Below are 16,531 nucleotides of genomic sequence, written 5' to 3' on the forward strand. Positions count from 1 at the left end.
GCCCGGCCGGGCTCAGCGGGTGGAGCGGGCCTGGAGCCAGGCCAGCACGGTGGCGCGACCGAGGGATTCGCGGTCCGCGCCGAGTGCGGCGAGCGTGGTCGTGCCCAGGTGGGCTCGCGGGAGCGCGTCGACCCACGTCCGGGCGATCTCGGACGGGTGAATCGGGTCGTCCGTGCAGCACGCCACCCCGGCCGGGACGTCCAGGGACGCCAGGTCTGCCACTGTCGGCGCGGGCTGATCGGCCGCCACCAGCAAGGAGTCGGCCAACCCGGCGCCGTGGGCGGGCCACGCGCGGGACAGCTCCGCGGCCAGCCACGGGTCCACCCCGGCCACGGCGGCCGCCAACGCCGTCTCAGTACCTCTAGCGCGCACGTCAGCAGCGCTGTACCGCGCCGCGACGGCCGCAGGTGCGTCGCCAGGTTCACCGGTCCAGGCAGGTAGGGCTAGCAGCAAACCAGCGCACCGCTCGGGATTTCGCGCCGCCCACAAAGCCGCCAGGTGTGCGCCGAGGGAAATACCGCCGACCAAGACTGGGCCTGTTGTAGCGTCCAGCGCCTCTAGATGGCCCCTGACCAGGTCTTTCCCCGGTCGCGGATCAGGAGCACGCAGGGTCACGCCGACAGCGGCAAGAGGTCCGGCGAAAACGGACCGAACGAACATTGCGTCCGAGCCGGTACCCGGTAGTAGTACCGCCATTAGCGGCTGGGTCACACTCACGCCGCGATCCTTGTCCAGTGACCACCCGGCGCGGTTACGCTGATTCGGCATGGGCCGCGAAAAGCTAGTCGGGGACGGCCCCCTCACGGGAGAAGACTGCGCTATGGCCACCAAGGGGGACGGATACTGGCACCGTCTCGTCAAGCGGCTCACGGTCGACGTGGACCAGCTCGACGCGGACGACCTGTCCACGCACGCCGAGGCCCAGGGTGCCAGGCGGGCCTGCGACTGCCGATCCGGCGAGGAGGTCACCGTGTTCGGCCGGTTACGCACCGTCGAACTGTGCCCGAGGGACGCCGCGGCCACGCTGGAGGCGGAGCTGTTCGACGGGACCGAGGGCGTGACACTAGTGTGGCTCGGGCGTCGCCGTATCCCGGGCATCGAGCCTGGCCGGACCGTCAAGGCCCAGGGCAGGATCGCGGTCAGGGACGGGCGCAAGGTGCTCTACAACCCGTACTACGAGCTGCAGACCACGGCTCCCTGACGAAACCGGTGCCATGACCAACCCGGCCGCACATGTCAACGGTTCGGGTGACCCCGACCGTCGCGACGACCTCGACGAGCAGCGGGACCCCGGCGAGCAGGGCACCGAGGAGACCGAGGAGCCGCAGCCCACACTGCTGGAGCAGATGGGCGGCATCAGCGGTCTGATCTACTCGTCGCTGCCGGTCCTGGTGTTCGTCCTGGCCAACCAGCTGGGCGGGTTGACCGTCGGCATCTGGAGCGCGCTGGGCAGCGCCGTGCTGATCACCGTCATCCGGGTGGTCCGCAAGGAGCCGCTGCAGCCCGCGATCTCCGGGTTCTTCGGGGTCGGCATCGCCGCGTTCATCGCCTACCAGACCGGGTCGGCGAAGGGGTTCTTCCTCTTCGGCATCTGGACGAGCCTGGTCTACGGCGGGGTGTTCGCGCTGTCCATCCTGTTCCGGTGGCCGCTCGTCGGCGTCATCTGGTCCAGTTTGAACGGGCACGGTCAGGGCTGGCGCAAGGACAAGAGGTCGGTCTTCGCCTACGACCTGGCGACGGCCACCTTCGTGCTCATCTTCGCCGCCCGCTACGTCGTGCAGAAGTGGCTCTACGACGAGGACCTCACGGGCTGGCTCGCCGCCGCCCGCCTGGCGATGGGGTACCCGCTGTTCGCGGTGGCCCTCGTGGTCACGGTGTGGGCGGTCCGCAAGGCCAAGCTGCGGCAGGAAGAGCTGGAGCAGACCGAGACGGTCGACGACGAAACCGTCGAGGCGGCCCTACGCGCGAAGTACTCGGACTGACTTCTCCCGCCACCCACCCCGTCATCCCCGCCCGGCACGGTTCCCGACTTGGTCGGTCAGCTCGCCCGAGGCGCCCCCGACCCGGTCGCCGGGAACGATGCCGGGTGGGGACGAGGGGGTGGTGGCAGGAGGTGTGTCTCAGTGTCCCAGCGCGTTGCGGATCTCGCCCTCGACGTGCGCGGATGCCACGAACAGCAGCTCGTCGCCGCCCTCCAGCGGGTCGTCCGGCTGCGGCACGATCACCCGGCCGCCGCGCAGGATCGTCACCAGAGCGGCGTCGCGGGGCAGCTTCACGTCCCGCACCGGTCGGCCCGCCCAAGGCGTGTCGTCCGGCAGCGTCATCTCGACCAGGTTGGCCTGCCCCTGCCGCAGCGTCAGCAGCTGCACGAGCCCGCCAACGCTGACGGCCTCCTCGACCATCGCGGCCAAGACCCTCGGTGTCGACACGGCGACGTCGACGCCCCACGCGCTGGTGAACAGCCACTCGTTGCTCGGGTCGTTGACCCTGGCGACCACGCGCTTGACCGCGAACACGGTCTTGGCCAGCAGCGACACCACCAGGTTCACCTTGTCGTCGCCGGTGGCGGCGATGACGCAGTCGCACAGCTGCACGCCCGCGTCCTCCAGCGAGGCCAGCTCGCAGGCGTCGGCGAGCACCCACTCGGCCTGCTCGACGGTGTGCGGTTCGAACTGGGTGGCCTCGCGCTCGATGAGCATGACCTGGTGGTCCCCGCCCACCAGCTCCGCGGCGATGGAGCGGCCTACCGCGCCCGCTCCGGCGATGGCGACGCGCATCAGTTGCTCTCCTCGGGTGCCTGTGCCGCGGCCGCGGTGACGTCGCTGAGGGTGCCGGACAGGGCGGCGACGTAGACGTGGTCGTCGGACTGGATGACGGTCTTGGCCACCGGCAGCACGGCGGTGCCGAACCGCATCACGAACGCGACCCGGCAGCCGGTCGCGCCCTGGAACTCCTTGACCGTGTGGCCGATCCAGTCCTCGTGGTAGGGCACCTGCAGCACGGCGACCCGGCCGGTGGGGTCGCGCCACGCGGAGGCGACCCCGTCGGGCAGCAGCGTGCGCAGCAGCCGGTCGGTCGTCCACGGCACGGTCGCCACGGTCGGGATGCCGAGGCGCTCGTAGACCTCGGCGCGCTTGGGGTCGTAGATGCGGGCCACCACGTGCTCGACGCCGAAGGTCTCCCTGGCCACCCTGGCGGAGATGATGTTGGAGTTGTCGCCGCTGGACACCGCCGCGAACGCGGCCGCCCGCTCGATGCCCGCCTCGATGAGCACCTGCCGGTCGAACCCGGTGCCGACGACCTGCTGGCCGTGGTAGTCCGAGCCGAGCCTGCGGAACGCCTGCGCGTCCTTGTCGATCACCGCCACGCTGTGGTCGAGCCGCTCGAGGGCCGCGGCCATCATGGCCCCGACCCGGCCGCAGCCCATGATCACCACGTGCACGCCAACCGCCTCCTCGCTCCGGTGAACCCGATCGGCACCCACCGCGGGTGATGCTGCCCGATCGTGGACGAACCTACCGGTGGGTGCGCCGGATCGGTGATGTGACCGCCTACGCTGTGCGTCCGTGTCCAAGTTCTCCACGGCGGCGAAACGACTGGTGGTCGGGCGTCCGTTCCGCAGCGACCGGCTGGCGCACACGCTGCTGCCCAAGCGCATCGCGCTCCCGGTCTTCGCCTCCGACGCGATGTCGTCGGTCGCCTACGCGCCGGAAGAGATCTTCCTCATGCTCTCGGTGGCCGGGCTCTCGGCGTACACCTTCGCGCCCTGGGTCGGCGTGGTGGTCGTCGTCGTGATGCTCACCGTGGTCGCCAGCTACCGGCAGAACGTGCGCGCGTACCCCTCCGGCGGCGGTGACTACGAGGTCGCCACGGTCAACCTGGGCAAGCAGGCAGGGCTAACGGTCGCCAGCGCCCTGTTGGTCGACTACGTGCTCACGGTGGCCGTGTCCATCGCCTCCGCCGCGGCCAACATCGGGTCCGCGATCCCGTTCGTCGCCACCCACAAGGTGGAGTTCGCCGTGGTGGCGATCGTGGTGCTCACCGCGATCAACCTGCGCGGCATCCGCGAGTCCGGCGCCGCGTTCGCCGTCCCGACCTACGCCTTCATGGCAGGGATCGTCCTGATGATCGGCTTCGGCCTGTTCCGCGGCCTGGTGCTCGGCGAGGACATGCGCGCCGAGAGCGCCGACCTGCAGATCAACGCCGAGCACGGCGAGCTGGCCGGTCTCGCGCTGGTGTTCCTGGTCCTGCGCGCGTTCTCCTCCGGCTGCGCCGCGCTGACCGGCGTCGAGGCCATCAGCAACGGCGTGCCCGCCTTCCGCAAGCCCAAGTCGAAGAACGCGGCGACCACGCTGCTGCTCATGGGCGGCATCGCGGTGGTCATGCTGATGGGCCTGATCGTGCTCGCCCAGCTCACCCAGGTCCGGGTGGCCGAGGACCCGGCCACGCAGCTGGTCAACGCCCCGCCCGGCTACGAGCAGAAGACGATGGTCGCCCAGATCGCGGGCGCGGTGTTCGACGGCTTCCCGGTCGGGTTCTTCTTCATCACCATCGTCACCGCGCTGATCCTCGTGCTGGCCGCCAACACCGCGTTCAACGGCTTCCCGGTGCTCGGCTCGATCCTGGCCCAGGACCGCTACCTGCCCCGCCAGCTGCACACCCGCGGCGACCGGCTGGCCTTCTCCAACGGCATCATCGGCCTGGCCGGGTTCGCGATCGTGCTGGTCATCGCCTTCGACGCCGAGGTGACCCGGCTGATCCAGCTCTACATCGTCGGGGTGTTCGTCTCGTTCACCATGAGCCAGACCGGCATGATCCGGCACTGGAACCGCAAGCTGGCTGGCGAGACCGACCCGGTCGAGCGGCGCAGGATGCGCCGGGCGCAGGCCATCAACGCCTTCGGCCTGGCGATGACCGGCTCGGTGCTGGTGGTGGTGCTGATCACCAAGTTCCTGCTGGGCGCCTGGATCGCGATCGCCGCGATGGCGGGCATCTACCTGGTGATGACCGGCATCCGCAGGCACTACGACCGGGTGGCCGCCGAGCTGGCCCGCGCCGAGGAGGAGGGCCCGTTCGTGCTGCCCTCCCGGATCCACACGATCGTGCTGGTCTCCAAGTTGCACCTGCCGACCCGCCGGGCACTGGCCTACGCGCGGGCCACCCGGCCGGACGTGCTGGAGGCGATCACCGTCAACGTGGACGACGTGGACACCAAGAAGCTCGTGGCCGAGTGGGACAAGGAGCGGTTCTCGGTGCCGCTGAAGGTCATCGAGTCGCCCTACCGGGAGATCACCAAACCGGTGCTCGACTACGTCAAGAGGATCCGTACGGACAACCCGCGCGACGTCGTCACCGTGTTCATCCCCGAGTACGTCGTCGGCCGCTGGTGGGAGCAGGTCCTGCACAACCAGAGCGCGCTGCGGCTCAAGGGCAGGCTCTTGTTCCAGCCAGGCGTGATGGTGACAAGCGTGCCGTGGCAGCTGGCGTCGTCGGAGAAGGTCGCCGAGCGCGACCTGATCGCTCCCGGCGCCATCCGTCGTGGCCTTACCGGTAAGGACGCACCGAAATGACCAGCGGGACAGTGGCGGATTGGACCGGGCGCCGGTTCGAGGTCGAGGTCGGCGCGGTGGCCCACGGCGGCCACTGCGTGGCCAGGGCCGACGGCCGGGTCGTGTTCGTCCGGCACGCGCTGCCGGGGGAGCGGGTGGTCGTCGCCATCACCGAGGACAAGGGCGGCTCGTTCTGCCGGGGTGACGCCGTCGAGGTGCTGTCCGCGTCGCCGGAACGCGTCGAGCCGCCGTGCCCGCTGGCTGCCCCAGGCGGCTGCGGCGGGTGTGACTGGCAGCACGCCTCGGCCGACGAGCAGCGCAGGCTCAAGGCGGCGGTCGTCGCCGAGCAGCTGGAACGCCTGGCCGGGGTGCGGTGGGACGTCGAGGTCGAGGAGTTGGCAGGGGGCCTGGAGCACTGGCGCACCCGGACCCGGCTCGCGGTGGACCGCTCGGGACGCGTGGGGTTCCGCGCGCACCGTAGCCACAAGATCGTGCCGGTCGCGGACTGCGTGATCGCCGCTCCCGGCACTGTGGACGTCCTCGCCGGGCAGGAATGGACTCCTGGCGCGGAGCTAGAGGTGTCCGTTGACGCCACCGGTCGTACCCACGCCAGCGAGCTCCTGCCGGACAAGGGGCGGCTGCGCAGCGGTAAGCCTGTCTTGCGCCCGCACCGGGTGTTGGGGTCGTCGATCGCCGTGGAGCAGGCCGCCCGCCGGGAGTGGCGGTTGGACGCGCACGGGTTCTGGCAGGTCCACCCGGACGCCGCTGACGTGCTCGCCGAGGTGGTCGCGGACTGGACCGGTCTTGCCGAAGGTGGCGCGGCCTGGGACCTCTATGCCGGTGTCGGCCTGTTCGCGGCCGTCTTGGCTGGGCAGGTAGGCGAAGACGGCACGGTGGTCGCGGTCGAGTCGTCCCGCCGGGCAGCCGAAGACGGCGCGGAGAACCTGGCCGACCTTCCCCAGGTCCGGGTGTTCGCGGGCAAGGTCGAAGACGTCCTCGCCGACGGCGACCTACCCGCTCCTGACGTGGTCGTCCTCGACCCGCCGCGCAAGGGCGCCGGACGCTCGGTCGTCGACGCCATCGCAGCCCGTGAGCCCGCTCGCGTCGTCTACGTAGCCTGCGACCCCGCCGCTCTAGCCCGCGACGTGGCTACCTTCGCCGACCACGGCTATGCCCTGACGAAGCTGCGAGCCTTCGACACCTTCCCCATGACCCACCACGTGGAGTCCGTGGCGCTGCTCCAGCGCTAGCGGCCGTTGTCGTCCACTGGCCCGGGTGGACCGAACGGGCGCGGTCCACTCACCGGAGGGCGTCCCGGGCCTGCCGCGTGCCTGCCCGGTCCACCTGACGGTGCCGGGTTCTCCCACGGCGGTGGTGGGGCCGCGTGCCTGCCGCCCTGCGGTCCTGGAGCCCCGTGCGGTGGGGTTGCCTGCGGGGACTGCTGCACGGGCCTGCCTTGCGGCGGCTGGCCCGTGGGTGGCCTGCCCTGGGGCGGCTGGGTGGCTGGTTGGCCACCGGGTGGTGTCGCCTGCGACAGGGGGATGCCGTGCGGGGGCGTGCCCGCCGACTGGGTCTCCGCGGAGACGGCCGGGGGCATGCCCGCGCGGGCCCGGAACCAGTCCGGGATGAACTCCTCCGAGCGCGGGAACGAGCGCAACTCGTCGACGAACCCGACCGGCGGCGGCACGCGGCGCCAGGTCGGCTCCACGTCCGGGTCGAACTCGCACTCGAAGGTCCCCGGTGGCGCGATCTCGTACACCGCGCCGATCCAGGTGCCCCGACCTGGCCGGTACATGCCCGCGCGCAGCCTGGCCAGGCCGTCGACCACCTCGGCGGGCGGCCGCACCGGGCGCGCCACCCCGTCCGGCCCGGTCACCAGCAGGTCCGCCTCGACGTGCCGCCCGACCGACCGGTACTCCGCGCGCACCCTGGTCCACCCCTGGCCCGCGGCGCGCACCATCTCCCTGCCGACCGCCTTGGTCATCCGGTCCAGCTCGGCCCGCGCCACCACTGGTTCCACCCCGGTCACGCCGCGCCCCCCGAAGACGCTGATGTCGCCCGAGGTGGTGATGCCGCCCCAGGCGGGGATGTCACCAAAGACACAGCAGAAGCCAAGCCCACCGGTCACTTCCCCCTGTCCAGCCCCCACGACGTGTCGCGAACCCTACCCAATCGGGGCCGCGCGCACGGCCGGGTCCAGCAGGAACAGCGTGATCAGAACCGCACCCCGGTGACCCGGATGGGCGATCGCCGGACGCGCTCCCGGCGCCGATACCGGAAGTCGGGGGTGCCCGACCGCTCGTAGACTGGGTCGAAAGCCCGCTCCCGCTGCCGACATCACGACCCCACACGACACCGCTCTCCGACGAGGTGACGACGCGTGACCCTGCTGGACTCCGTGCACGGACCGGCCGATCTCCGGCGGATGACCCACGAGGAACTCGACCGGCTCGCGGTGGAGGTCCGCTCGTTCCTCGTCGACAAGGTCACCAGAACGGGCGGGCACCTGGGGCCGAACCTGGGGGTGGTCGAGCTGACCATCGCGCTGCACCGGGTGTTCGACTCGCCAGCCGACGGGCTGATCTTCGACGTCGGCCACCAGGCGTACGTGCACAAGATCCTCACCGGTCGCCGCGACGGGTTCGACGAGCTGCGCCAGCAGGACGGCATCTCCGGCTACCCGAGCCAGGCCGAGAGCGAGCACGACCTGGTCGAGAACAGCCACGCCTCCACCGCGCTCTCCTACGCCGACGGCATCGCCAAGGCCCACGAGCTCCGCGGCGAGAAGCGCACCGTTGTCGCTGTCGTCGGCGACGGGGCCCTCACCGGCGGTATGTGCTGGGAGGCGTTGAACAACATCGCCGCCGGGACCGAGCGGTCGGTCGTCATCGTCGTCAACGACAACGGGCGCTCTTACTCGCCCACCATCGGTGGCCTGGCAGACCACCTGGCCACGCTGCGCCTGCGTCCCGGGTACGAGCGCGCGCTCGAAGGCGGCAAGAGGGTCCTCCAGGGCACCCCGGTCGTCGGCAAGCCCCTCTACGCGGCCCTGCACGCGGCCAAGCGCGGCATCAAGGACGTGCTGAGCCCGCAGGCCATGTTCGAGGACCTGGGCCTGAAGTACCTGGGCCCGGTCGACGGGCACGACCTGGAGGCGCTGGAGGCCGCGCTGCGCCGGGCGAAGGACTTCGGCGGGCCGGTGATCGTGCACGCGGTCACCCGCAAGGGCAACGGCTACCCGCTCGCCGAGAACGACGAGCTCGACCAGATGCACCAGACCGACCCGATCGACCCGGTCACCGGCAAGCCGCGCAAGTCCAAGGGCACGGTGTGGACCTCGGTGTTCGCCGAAGAGCTGGCCGCGATCGGCGCCGAGCGCGAGGACGTCGTGGCGATCACCGCCGCGATGCTGCGCTCCACCGGCCTCGCGCCGTTCGCCGAGCGCTTCCCGGAGCGGGTGTTCGACGTCGGCATCGCCGAGCAGCACGCGATCACCTCCGCGGCGGGCATGGCGATGGGCGGGCTGCACCCGGTCGTCGCGATCTACTCGACGTTCCTCAACCGCGCCTTCGACCAGATGCTGATGGACGTCGCGCTGCACAAGCAGCCGGTGACCGTCGTGCTCGACCGCGCGGGCATCACCGGACCGGACGGCGCCAGCCACCACGGCATGTGGGACCTGTCCATCCTCGGCGTCATCCCGGGCATCCACATCGCCGCGCCCCGGGACGCGGCCACCCTGCGCGAGGAGCTGCGCGAGGCGGTCGCCATCGACGACGGCCCGTCGGTGCTGCGCTTCCCGAAGGCCACCGTCGGCGACGACATCCCGGCGCTGGAGCGGCTCGGCCCGGTCGACGTGCTGCGCCGCGACGACTGCCAGGACGTGCTCCTGGTGACCGTCGGCTCGTTCGCCGCACTGGGCCTCGCCGCCGCCGAGCGACTGGCCGACCAGGGCATCGGCGTCACCGTGGCCGACCCGCGCTGGGTCACCCCGGTCCCCGCCGAGCTGGCCGCCCTGGCGCGACGGCACAAGCTGGTCGTCACCGTCGAGGACAGCGGCCGCCACGGCGGCTTCGGCTGGGCGCTGGCCGCCGCCCTGCGCGACGCCGACGTGGACGTCCCCCTGCGCGACCTGGGCATCCCCAACGAGTTCCACGCCCACGGCACCCGCGACGAGGTCCTCGTCCGCCTCGGCCTCACCGCCCAGCACATCGCCCGCCGCGTCACCGGTTGGGCCTCAGACCTGATCGGCACCGCGGTAGCCCCAACCGAGCAGACAGAGTCAGCCGACCGGAGCTAGAGCCAGCTGCGCCGGGGGTTGTGTGAACCCCCGGCGCTTGCTCTAAGCGCTAGACCTAGTCGAGTTCGCGGGTGACGCCGTAGCGCAGGCGGGCGACCTGGCGTTCGTAGTCGGCGCGTTCGGTGCGGTCCAGGGTGCGTGGCTTGCCCAGCAGCGACGCGCGCCAGTACAGCTCGCAGCCCCACTCCAGCAGCAGGGCCCGGTGTGCGGCGGTGGCCAGGTCGGCGCCGAAGGTGATGCCGCCGTGGTTGGCCATCAGTGCCGCGGTCCGGCCGTCGAGGGCCTCCAGGACGGCGTCGGCCAGTTCGGTGGTCCCGAAGGTCCGGTACGGCGCGACCGGGACTGTCCCGCCCAGCTCCACCAGCTGGTAGTGCACACACGGCAGCTCGTCGACGACCAACGACAGCGCCGTTGCCATCGGGGCGTGGGTGTGCACTACCGCGCCCGCGCGGAACCGTCGGTAGACACCCAGGTGAAGGTCCAGTTCGGACGTCGGCGCGAGTGTTCCCTCGACTACGCCGCCGTCCTGGTCCACGACCGTCACGTGTTCCGCGCGCAGGTCCGCGAGCCGGGCGCCGGTAGGGGTAACCGCGACCAGGTCGCCCTGACGGGCGCTGATGTTGCCCGCCGTGCCCAGGACCAGTCCCGCCTCGGCCAGCGCCCTGGCGTGGGAGGCCACCTGTTCGCGCAGCGAGCGCAGCATCATGGGGTGATCATGCCCGACGGGAGGGGCCGGTCGGGGCGTGTGGCACCGTGGTGGGGTGCGGATTCTGATCGTGGAGGACGAGGCCGCCCTCGCCGAGGCCGTGGCCCGGGGGCTGCGGCGCGAGGGCATGGCCGTCGACATCGCCCTGGACGGGGACGAGGGGCACGAGAAAGCCTCGGTCACCCGCTACGACGTGGTGGTGCTCGACCGGGACCTGCCCGGTATGCACGGCGACCAGCTGTGCCGCGAGATCGTCGCGTCCGGCGCGCTGACCAGGGTGCTGATGCTCACCGCCAGCGACGCGGTCGCCGACCGGGTGGAGGGCCTCTCGCTCGGCGCCGACGACTACCTCGCCAAGCCGTTCGCGTTCCCCGAGCTGGTGGCCAGGGTGCGCGCGTTGGCCCGCAGGGCGACCCCGGTCACCCCGCCGGTGCTGGTCGCGGGCGATGTCGAGCTCGACCCGGCCCGGCGCACGGTGACCAGGGCGGGGCGGCCGGTGGAGCTGACCCGCAAGGAGTTCGGCGTGCTGGAGGTGCTGCTCGCCGCGCGCGGGTCGGTGGTCAGCAGCGAGGAACTGCTGGAGCGGGTGTGGGACGAGAACGCCGACCCGTTCACCACCACCGTCCGGGTGACCGTGATGACGTTGCGCAAGAAGCTGGGCGACCCGGGGGTGATCGACACCGTCGTCGGTTCCGGGTACCGGGTGCCCGCACCGGCCGGTGAGCCGGGGGTGTGACCGACCGCAGGCGCGGCCCGGGGCTGCGGGCCAGGATCACCCTGCTGGCCACCGGGCTCGTGGCCGTGGTCAGCGTCCTGCTGCTGTGGCTCGGGTGGGTGCTGGCGGGCGAGGTCGTCAACTCGGTCCCGTCGCTGCCGTCCGGTACGACTGTCGTGGTCGGTGGGATCAGTGTCGAGGCGGATCAGTTGGCGGAGGCGCTGTCGAACGACGCTAGAGACCGCCTGCTGCTGGCTGGCTCGGTGGCGTTCGTGTGTGTGGTGGCGGCGACCGCGTTGTTGGCCTGGGTGATCACCGGGCGGGTCTTGCGGCCACTGAGGGAAGTTACGGCTACCGCGCACCGGTTGTCCGTGGAGTCGCTGGGGGAGCGGATCAACCACCAGGGCGCGCGCGACGAGGTGGCCGAGCTTGCCGACACGTTCGACGCGATGCTCGACCGGCTTCAGGCGGCGTTCTCGGCGCAACGGCAGTTCGTCGCCAACGCCAGCCATGAGCTGCGCACGCCTCTAGCCGTTATCCGCACCGAGCTAGACGTGACTCTGTCCGATCCGGACGCTGACACTGCCGAGTTGCGCCGCATGGCCGACGTCGTGCGCACCGCGACCTTGCGCGCCGGCGACCTCGTCGAGGCGCTGCTCGTCTTGGCCCGTACCGACGGCTTGGGCGTTGGCGCTACCGGCCCGGTCGAGCTTCCCGTCGTCGTCTCCGGTGCCTGGCGCTCCACGCGAGCCGACGCCGAACGCCGCGGCATCACCGCCCGCTTCCACCACGACCACGCCACCGTCACCGGCGACACCGCCCTGCTGGAACGCGTCGCGGGCAACCTCCTGGAGAACGCCGTCCGCCACAACCTCGACGGCGGCTGGATCGAGGTCCGCACCACCAGCGGTCCACAGTGGACCACCCTGGAGGTCGCCTCGTCCGGCCCGGTCATCCCCCCCGACCGCGTCCCCGAACTCTTCGAACCCTTCCGCCGCGGCGGCGTCGACCGCACCTCCCACACCGGCACCGGCCTGGGCCTGTCCATAGTCCGAGCCGTAGCCCGAGCCCACGGCGGCACCGTCCAAGCCACCCCAGTCCCGTCCGGCGGCCTCCGCGTGGTCGTGACCTTCCCGTCCCTCTAGAGCTTCGCCACCCGCCTGAGCTGCCCCTCGACATATGCCCGTGCCCGCCGCTGCCCACCCCGCACCGCGATGGCAACCTCCAACTCCCGCAACACCTTGACGACCCGCTGGCCATCCGGCGCCCACCCGAGCCGCTGACACTCGACAAGCCAATCAACCGGACTCGTATGCCCCCGCAACCGATTACACCCGCGACAAGCCGCGACCTCGTTCTCGACCCAGGAAGGCCCACCTTTGACGCGCGGTACTAGGTGGTCGGTGGTGGGGACAGCCTGACCGCGGAACGGGCGCGCGCACCAGATGCAGGTAGCGCCATCACGGCCCAGAATCAGGTCCATCCGCTCAGCGCGCCCGACATTCACAACCTGCTGGCCAGCGCTTGAGCGTCACGCGGCGTGCGCGTGGAAGTTCGCCACTCGCACCGCCAAGTCCCCACCCGCACATCGCCACCCATGCATCCATCCTCCGTCACTCCTGCTGAGATCGCAGCCCAGTGGGAGGGTTGTGTAGGCGTTCGGCTAGGCCGAGTGCGTAGAAAGTCCCGTGACCTCCATCGTGGCCAACCGCTGCGCCAGGTACGCCAACTCGTCGCGCATGCCGCGGGGGTAGAAGTCCCCACGCCACGGGCGGTAGGTCCAACCGGAGGTGCCGACGTGGATCATTGCTCCGTGGTGGCGGAGTTGATCACGGTCCGCACCTCCGGCTCACCTCACGCCGGGACCGAGGCCACCCCCGGGGCCAGGAAGGGCTTGCCGTGCACGCGTTCGGACACCCCGGCCCGGTCCAGGTACGGGGTCACGCCGCCCAGCCAGAAGGGCCAGCCTGCGCCGAGGAGTAGGCACAGGTCGATGTCCTGGGCCTCGGCGACCACGCCCTCGTCGAGCATGATGCGGATTTCCTCGGCCATCGCGTCGAGTACCCGGTCCAGGACCTCCTGCGCGGTCAGCGGGTTCGGCCCGAACTGCCACAGTGCGGCCACTTCCGGGTCGACCGACTGGTTGCCCGCGCTGTCCCACGTCCACACCGCGTTCTTGCCCGCCGCCACGAACCGGCGCATGTTGTCGCTGACGCCGAAGCGGTCCGGGTATGCGCGGTGCATGGTCTCGGCGACGTGCAGGGCGACGGGGGCGCCGACGAGTTGGAGCAGTACCAGTGGGCTCATCGGCAGCCCGAGCGGCTCGGTCGCGCGGTCGGCCACCTCGAACGGGGTGCCCTCGTCGATCGCGCGGACCACCTCGCCCATGAACCGGGTCAGCAGCCGGTTGACCACGAACGCGGGCGCGTCCTTGACCAGCACCGACGACTTGCGCAGTGCCTTGCCCACCGCGAACGCCGTGGCCAGGGTCGCGTCGTCGGTCCGCTCGGCGCGGACTATCTCCAGCAGCGGCATCACCGCGACCGGGTTGAAGAAGTGGAACCCGACCACCCGCTCCGGGTGCGCGAGACCGGCGGCCATCTCGGTGATCGACAGCGACGAGGTGTTGGTCGCCAGCACGCACTCCGCGCTGACGTGCGCCTCCACCTCGGCGAACACCCGTTGCTTGACGCCGAGTTCCTCGAACACGGCCTCGATCACGAAGTCCGCGTCCGCGAACGCCGCCTTGTCCAGCGACCCGGACACCAGTGCCCGCAACCGGTTCACGCCGTCCGGTGACAGCTTTCCCTTGGCGCCCAACTTGTCGATCTCGTCGTGCACGTACGCCACGCCCTTGTCGACGCGGGCCTGGTCGATGTCGGTCAGCACGACCGGGACCTTGAGCTGCCGCACGAACAGCAGCGCCATCTGGCTCGCCATCAGCCCGGCGCCGACGACGCCGACCTTGGTCACGGGCCGCGCCAACGACTTGTCCGGCGCGCCCGCGGGTCGCTTGGCCCGTTTCTGCACCAGGGTGAACGAGTACAGCCCGGCCCGCAGCGGGTCGGTCATCAGGACGTCGGCCAGTGCCTCGGTCTCGGCGGCGTACCCGGCGTCGAGGTCGTTGGCGCGCGCCAACTCCAGCAGCTCCAGCGCCTTGAGCGCGCCGGGCGAGGCGCCCTTGGTCCTGCCGTGGACGATGCCCTTCGCGCGCTCGACGGCCGCGTCCCAGCCTGCGCCTCGGTCAATCTCCTTGCGCGGAACGGAAACCACGTCATTGACCACATCGGACGCCCACGCCAGCGACCGCTCGATGAAGTCGGCCGACCCGAGCAGCACGTCGGTGATCCCGAGCTCGGCGGCCTGCGCGGGCTTGAGCACCCGGTTCTGGCTCAGCGCGTTCTCGAAGATCACCGTCACCGCGGCGTCCGGCCCGATCAGGTTCGGCAGCAGTTGCGTGCCGCCCCACCCGGGGAACAGGCCCAGGAACACCTCGGGCAGCGCGATCGCGGCCGTGTTGTCCGACAGGGTCCGGTAGTGGCACGACAGCGCCAACTCCAGGCCGCCGCCCAGCACCGCGCCGTTGACGAAGGCGAAGGTCGGCACCGGCGACTCGGTGAACCGCCGGAACACGTCGTGCCCGGTCTGCGCGATGTCCACGGCGGACGACCGGTCGGCGACCTGCTCCACACCGGACAGATCGGCCCCGACGGCGAAGATGAACGGCTTGCCGGTCACCGCGATCGCCGAGGGGTCCGCGGCGACGGCGGCGTCGAACGCCGCGTTCAGGCTCACCAGGCTCTGCGGCCCGAAGGTGGACGGCCGGGTGTGGTCGTGGCCGTTGTCGATGGTGATCAGCGCGACCGGCTTGGCCAGCCCGGCGACCCGCACCAGCCTGGTGACCGCCTTGGTGACCACCTCGTCCGGGAACGCCTTCGCGGCCTGCTCGTGGGTCAGCATCACTTGCCCCCGTCCCAGTTCGGGTTCTCCCAGATCACGGTGCCGCCCATGCCGATCCCGACGCACATGGCGGTGATCCCGTACCGCACGTCCGGCCGCTCGGCGAACTGCCGCGACAGCTGCGTCATCAGCCGCACCCCGGACGAGGCGAGCGGGTGCCCGCAGGCGATCGCCCCGCCCCACACGTTGACCCTCGGGTCGTCGTCGGCGAGCCCGAAGTGGTCGAGGAAGGCCAGCACCTGCACGGCGAACGCCTCGTTCAGCTCGAACAGCCCGATGTCCGAGATGGACAGACCGAAGCGCGCCAGCGCCTTCTCCGTCGCCGGGACCGGCCCGATCCCCATGACCTCCGGCTCGACCCCGACGAACGCGTAGCCGACCAGCCGCATGCCGATCGGCAGGCCCAGCTCCCGCGCGGTCTCCTCGGCGGCGAGCACGCACCCGGTCGCGCCGTCGTTGAGCCCCGCCGCGTTGCCCGCCGTCACCCGGCCGTGCGGCCGGAACGGGGTCTTCAAGCCCGCCAACGCTTCCACCGTCGTCCCCGGGCGCGGCGGTTCGTCCTCTGTGGCCAGTCCCCAGCCGAGTTCGGCCGAGCGGGTCGCCACCGGCACCAGTTCCGGCCCGATCTTGCCCGCCTTCACCGCGTCGGCGAACTTCTCCTGGCTGCGCGCGGCGTAGGCGTCGCAGCGCTGCTTGGTCAGGTCCGGGAAGCGGTCGTGCACGTTCTCCGCGGTCTGCCCCATCACCAGCGCGGTCGGGTCGACCAGCTTGTCGGCGATGATCCGCGGGTTCGGGTCGACGCCCTCGCCCATCGGGTGGCGGCCCATGTGCTCGACCCCGCCCGCGATGACCACGTCGTAGGCGCCGAACGCGATGCCGCTCGCGGTGGTCGTCACCGCGGTCATCGCGCCCGCGCACATCCGGTCGACGGCGAAGCCGGGCACCGACTTGGGCAGCCCGGCCAGCAGCGCGGCGGTGCGGCCGATGGTCAGGCCCTGGTCGCCGATCTGCGTGGTCGCCGCGACCGCCACCTCGTCCACCCGCTCCGGCGGCAGCTCCGGGTGGCGGCGCAGCAGCTCGCGGATGACCTTGACGATCAGGTCGTCCGCGCGGGTCTCGGCGTAGACGCCCTTCGGGCCCGCCTTGCCGAACGGCGTCCGCACGCCGTCGACGAAGACGACCTCGCGGGCGGCGCGCGCGGCTGCGGGGGCAGCGGGTGCGGCCACGGGTGCTCCTTGGCTCGATCTGGCTCGATGGGGCTACCGCGTGGTAACCCAGGTCCACTCTACCGCTTGTTACCG

15 protein-coding genes are annotated in these 16,531 nt (G+C 71.3%); 7 read left to right on the top strand and 8 right to left on the bottom strand.

What is annotated here, in order from left to right; translation table 11 throughout:
* Positions 1–12: 12 nt before the first annotated feature.
* Entirely contained in the window at positions 13–453 is a 441-nt protein-coding gene (locus CLV68_RS35985; RefSeq protein WP_425454829.1) for a hypothetical protein, read from the bottom strand.
* A gap of 367 nt (positions 454–820) precedes the next feature.
* On the opposite strand from CLV68_RS35985, the gene CLV68_RS10905 reads away from it, so the two are divergent.
* Both CLV68_RS10905 and CLV68_RS10910 read left to right on the top strand, forming a co-directional pair.
* Positions 821–1,201 (top strand): OB-fold nucleic acid binding domain-containing protein, encoded by a 381-nt coding sequence (locus tag CLV68_RS10905; protein WP_092782378.1) that lies wholly within the window; start codon positions 821–823, stop codon positions 1,199–1,201.
* A 13-nt stretch (positions 1,202–1,214) separates the two neighbouring features.
* Entirely contained in the window at positions 1,215–1,982 is a 768-nt protein-coding gene (locus CLV68_RS10910) for a DUF3159 domain-containing protein (protein WP_121390234.1), read from the top strand.
* 138 nt (positions 1,983–2,120) lie between these two features.
* On the opposite strand, the gene CLV68_RS10915 is transcribed toward CLV68_RS10910, so the two are convergent.
* Complete coding sequence (locus CLV68_RS10915; protein WP_121390235.1) at positions 2,121–2,777, bottom strand: potassium channel family protein; 657 nt, start codon at positions 2,775–2,777, stop codon at positions 2,121–2,123.
* A complete protein-coding gene (locus CLV68_RS10920) occupies positions 2,777–3,442 on the bottom strand; it encodes a potassium channel family protein (protein ID WP_121390236.1) in 666 nt (221 codons plus the stop codon). The genes CLV68_RS10915 and CLV68_RS10920 overlap by 1 nt, the downstream gene beginning before the upstream one ends.
* Before the next feature lie 124 nt (positions 3,443–3,566).
* Here CLV68_RS10920 and CLV68_RS10925 point away from each other — a divergent pair, with 124 nt between their 5' ends.
* On the top strand, positions 3,567–5,570 hold the full coding sequence (locus CLV68_RS10925) for an APC family permease (protein WP_121390237.1): 2,004 nt from the start codon (positions 3,567–3,569) through the stop codon (positions 5,568–5,570).
* On the top strand, positions 5,567–6,799 hold the full coding sequence (locus tag CLV68_RS10930) for a class I SAM-dependent RNA methyltransferase (RefSeq protein WP_121390238.1): 1,233 nt from the start codon (positions 5,567–5,569) through the stop codon (positions 6,797–6,799). Before CLV68_RS10925 ends, CLV68_RS10930 begins: the two co-directional genes overlap by 4 nt.
* Here CLV68_RS10930 and CLV68_RS10935 read toward each other — a convergent pair.
* A complete protein-coding gene (locus CLV68_RS10935) occupies positions 6,796–7,677 on the bottom strand; it encodes a hypothetical protein (RefSeq protein ID WP_121390239.1) in 882 nt (293 codons plus the stop codon). The two genes, CLV68_RS10930 and CLV68_RS10935, sit on opposite strands and share 4 nt — an antisense overlap.
* Positions 7,678–7,929: 252 nt before the next feature.
* Between CLV68_RS10935 and dxs the strand changes: the two genes are divergently transcribed.
* Positions 7,930–9,849, top strand: coding sequence for a 1-deoxy-D-xylulose-5-phosphate synthase (gene dxs, locus CLV68_RS10940; RefSeq protein ID WP_121390240.1), 1,920 nt, complete (start codon positions 7,930–7,932; stop codon positions 9,847–9,849).
* Between the two features lie 55 nt (positions 9,850–9,904).
* Here dxs and CLV68_RS10945 read toward each other — a convergent pair whose 3' ends face one another.
* Positions 9,905–10,555 (bottom strand): class II aldolase/adducin family protein, encoded by a 651-nt coding sequence (locus CLV68_RS10945; RefSeq protein ID WP_092782401.1) that lies wholly within the window; start codon positions 10,553–10,555, stop codon positions 9,905–9,907.
* A gap of 55 nt (positions 10,556–10,610) precedes the next feature.
* On the opposite strand from CLV68_RS10945, the gene CLV68_RS10950 reads away from it, so the two are divergent.
* Both CLV68_RS10950 and CLV68_RS10955 read left to right on the top strand, forming a co-directional pair.
* On the top strand, positions 10,611–11,291 hold the full coding sequence (locus CLV68_RS10950) for a response regulator transcription factor (protein WP_170224206.1): 681 nt from the start codon (positions 10,611–10,613) through the stop codon (positions 11,289–11,291).
* Complete coding sequence (locus CLV68_RS10955; protein ID WP_121390241.1) at positions 11,288–12,415, top strand: sensor histidine kinase; 1,128 nt, start codon at positions 11,288–11,290, stop codon at positions 12,413–12,415. The genes CLV68_RS10950 and CLV68_RS10955 overlap by 4 nt, the downstream gene beginning before the upstream one ends.
* Here CLV68_RS10955 and CLV68_RS10960 read toward each other — a convergent pair.
* The 3 genes from CLV68_RS10960 to CLV68_RS10970 all read right to left on the bottom strand — a co-directional run bounded on the left by CLV68_RS10960 (position 12,412) and on the right by CLV68_RS10970 (position 16,456).
* Positions 12,412–12,753, bottom strand: coding sequence for an HNH endonuclease (locus CLV68_RS10960; protein ID WP_121390242.1), 342 nt, complete (start codon positions 12,751–12,753; stop codon positions 12,412–12,414). The two genes, CLV68_RS10955 and CLV68_RS10960, sit on opposite strands and share 4 nt — an antisense overlap.
* A 371-nt stretch (positions 12,754–13,124) precedes the next feature.
* Positions 13,125–15,230, bottom strand: coding sequence for a 3-hydroxyacyl-CoA dehydrogenase NAD-binding domain-containing protein (locus CLV68_RS10965; RefSeq protein ID WP_121390243.1), 2,106 nt, complete (start codon positions 15,228–15,230; stop codon positions 13,125–13,127).
* Entirely contained in the window at positions 15,230–16,456 is a 1,227-nt protein-coding gene (locus tag CLV68_RS10970; protein WP_121390244.1) for a thiolase family protein, read from the bottom strand. The genes CLV68_RS10965 and CLV68_RS10970 overlap by 1 nt, the downstream gene beginning before the upstream one ends.
* Positions 16,457–16,531: the final 75 nt, after the last annotated feature.

The sequence above is a fragment of the Actinokineospora cianjurensis genome, assembly GCF_003663795.1.
Lineage (GTDB): Bacteria > Actinomycetota > Actinomycetes > Mycobacteriales > Pseudonocardiaceae > Actinokineospora > Actinokineospora terrae.

Coding starts and splice junctions, on each gene's coding strand:
- CLV68_RS10910 (WP_121390234.1), top strand. CDS start 1,215: ATGACCAACCCGGCCGCACATGTCAACGGTTCGGGTGACCCCGACCGT.
- CLV68_RS10945 (WP_092782401.1), bottom strand. CDS start 10,555: ATGATGCTGCGCTCGCTGCGCGAACAGGTGGCCTCCCACGCCAGGGCG.
- CLV68_RS10915 (WP_121390235.1), bottom strand. CDS start 2,777: ATGCGCGTCGCCATCGCCGGAGCGGGCGCGGTAGGCCGCTCCATCGCC.
- CLV68_RS10960 (WP_121390242.1), bottom strand. CDS start 12,753: ATGGACCTGATTCTGGGCCGTGATGGCGCTACCTGCATCTGGTGCGCG.
- CLV68_RS10905 (WP_092782378.1), top strand. CDS start 821: ATGGCCACCAAGGGGGACGGATACTGGCACCGTCTCGTCAAGCGGCTC.
- CLV68_RS10930 (WP_121390238.1), top strand. CDS start 5,567: ATGACCAGCGGGACAGTGGCGGATTGGACCGGGCGCCGGTTCGAGGTC.
- CLV68_RS10965 (WP_121390243.1), bottom strand. CDS start 15,230: ATGCTGACCCACGAGCAGGCCGCGAAGGCGTTCCCGGACGAGGTGGTC.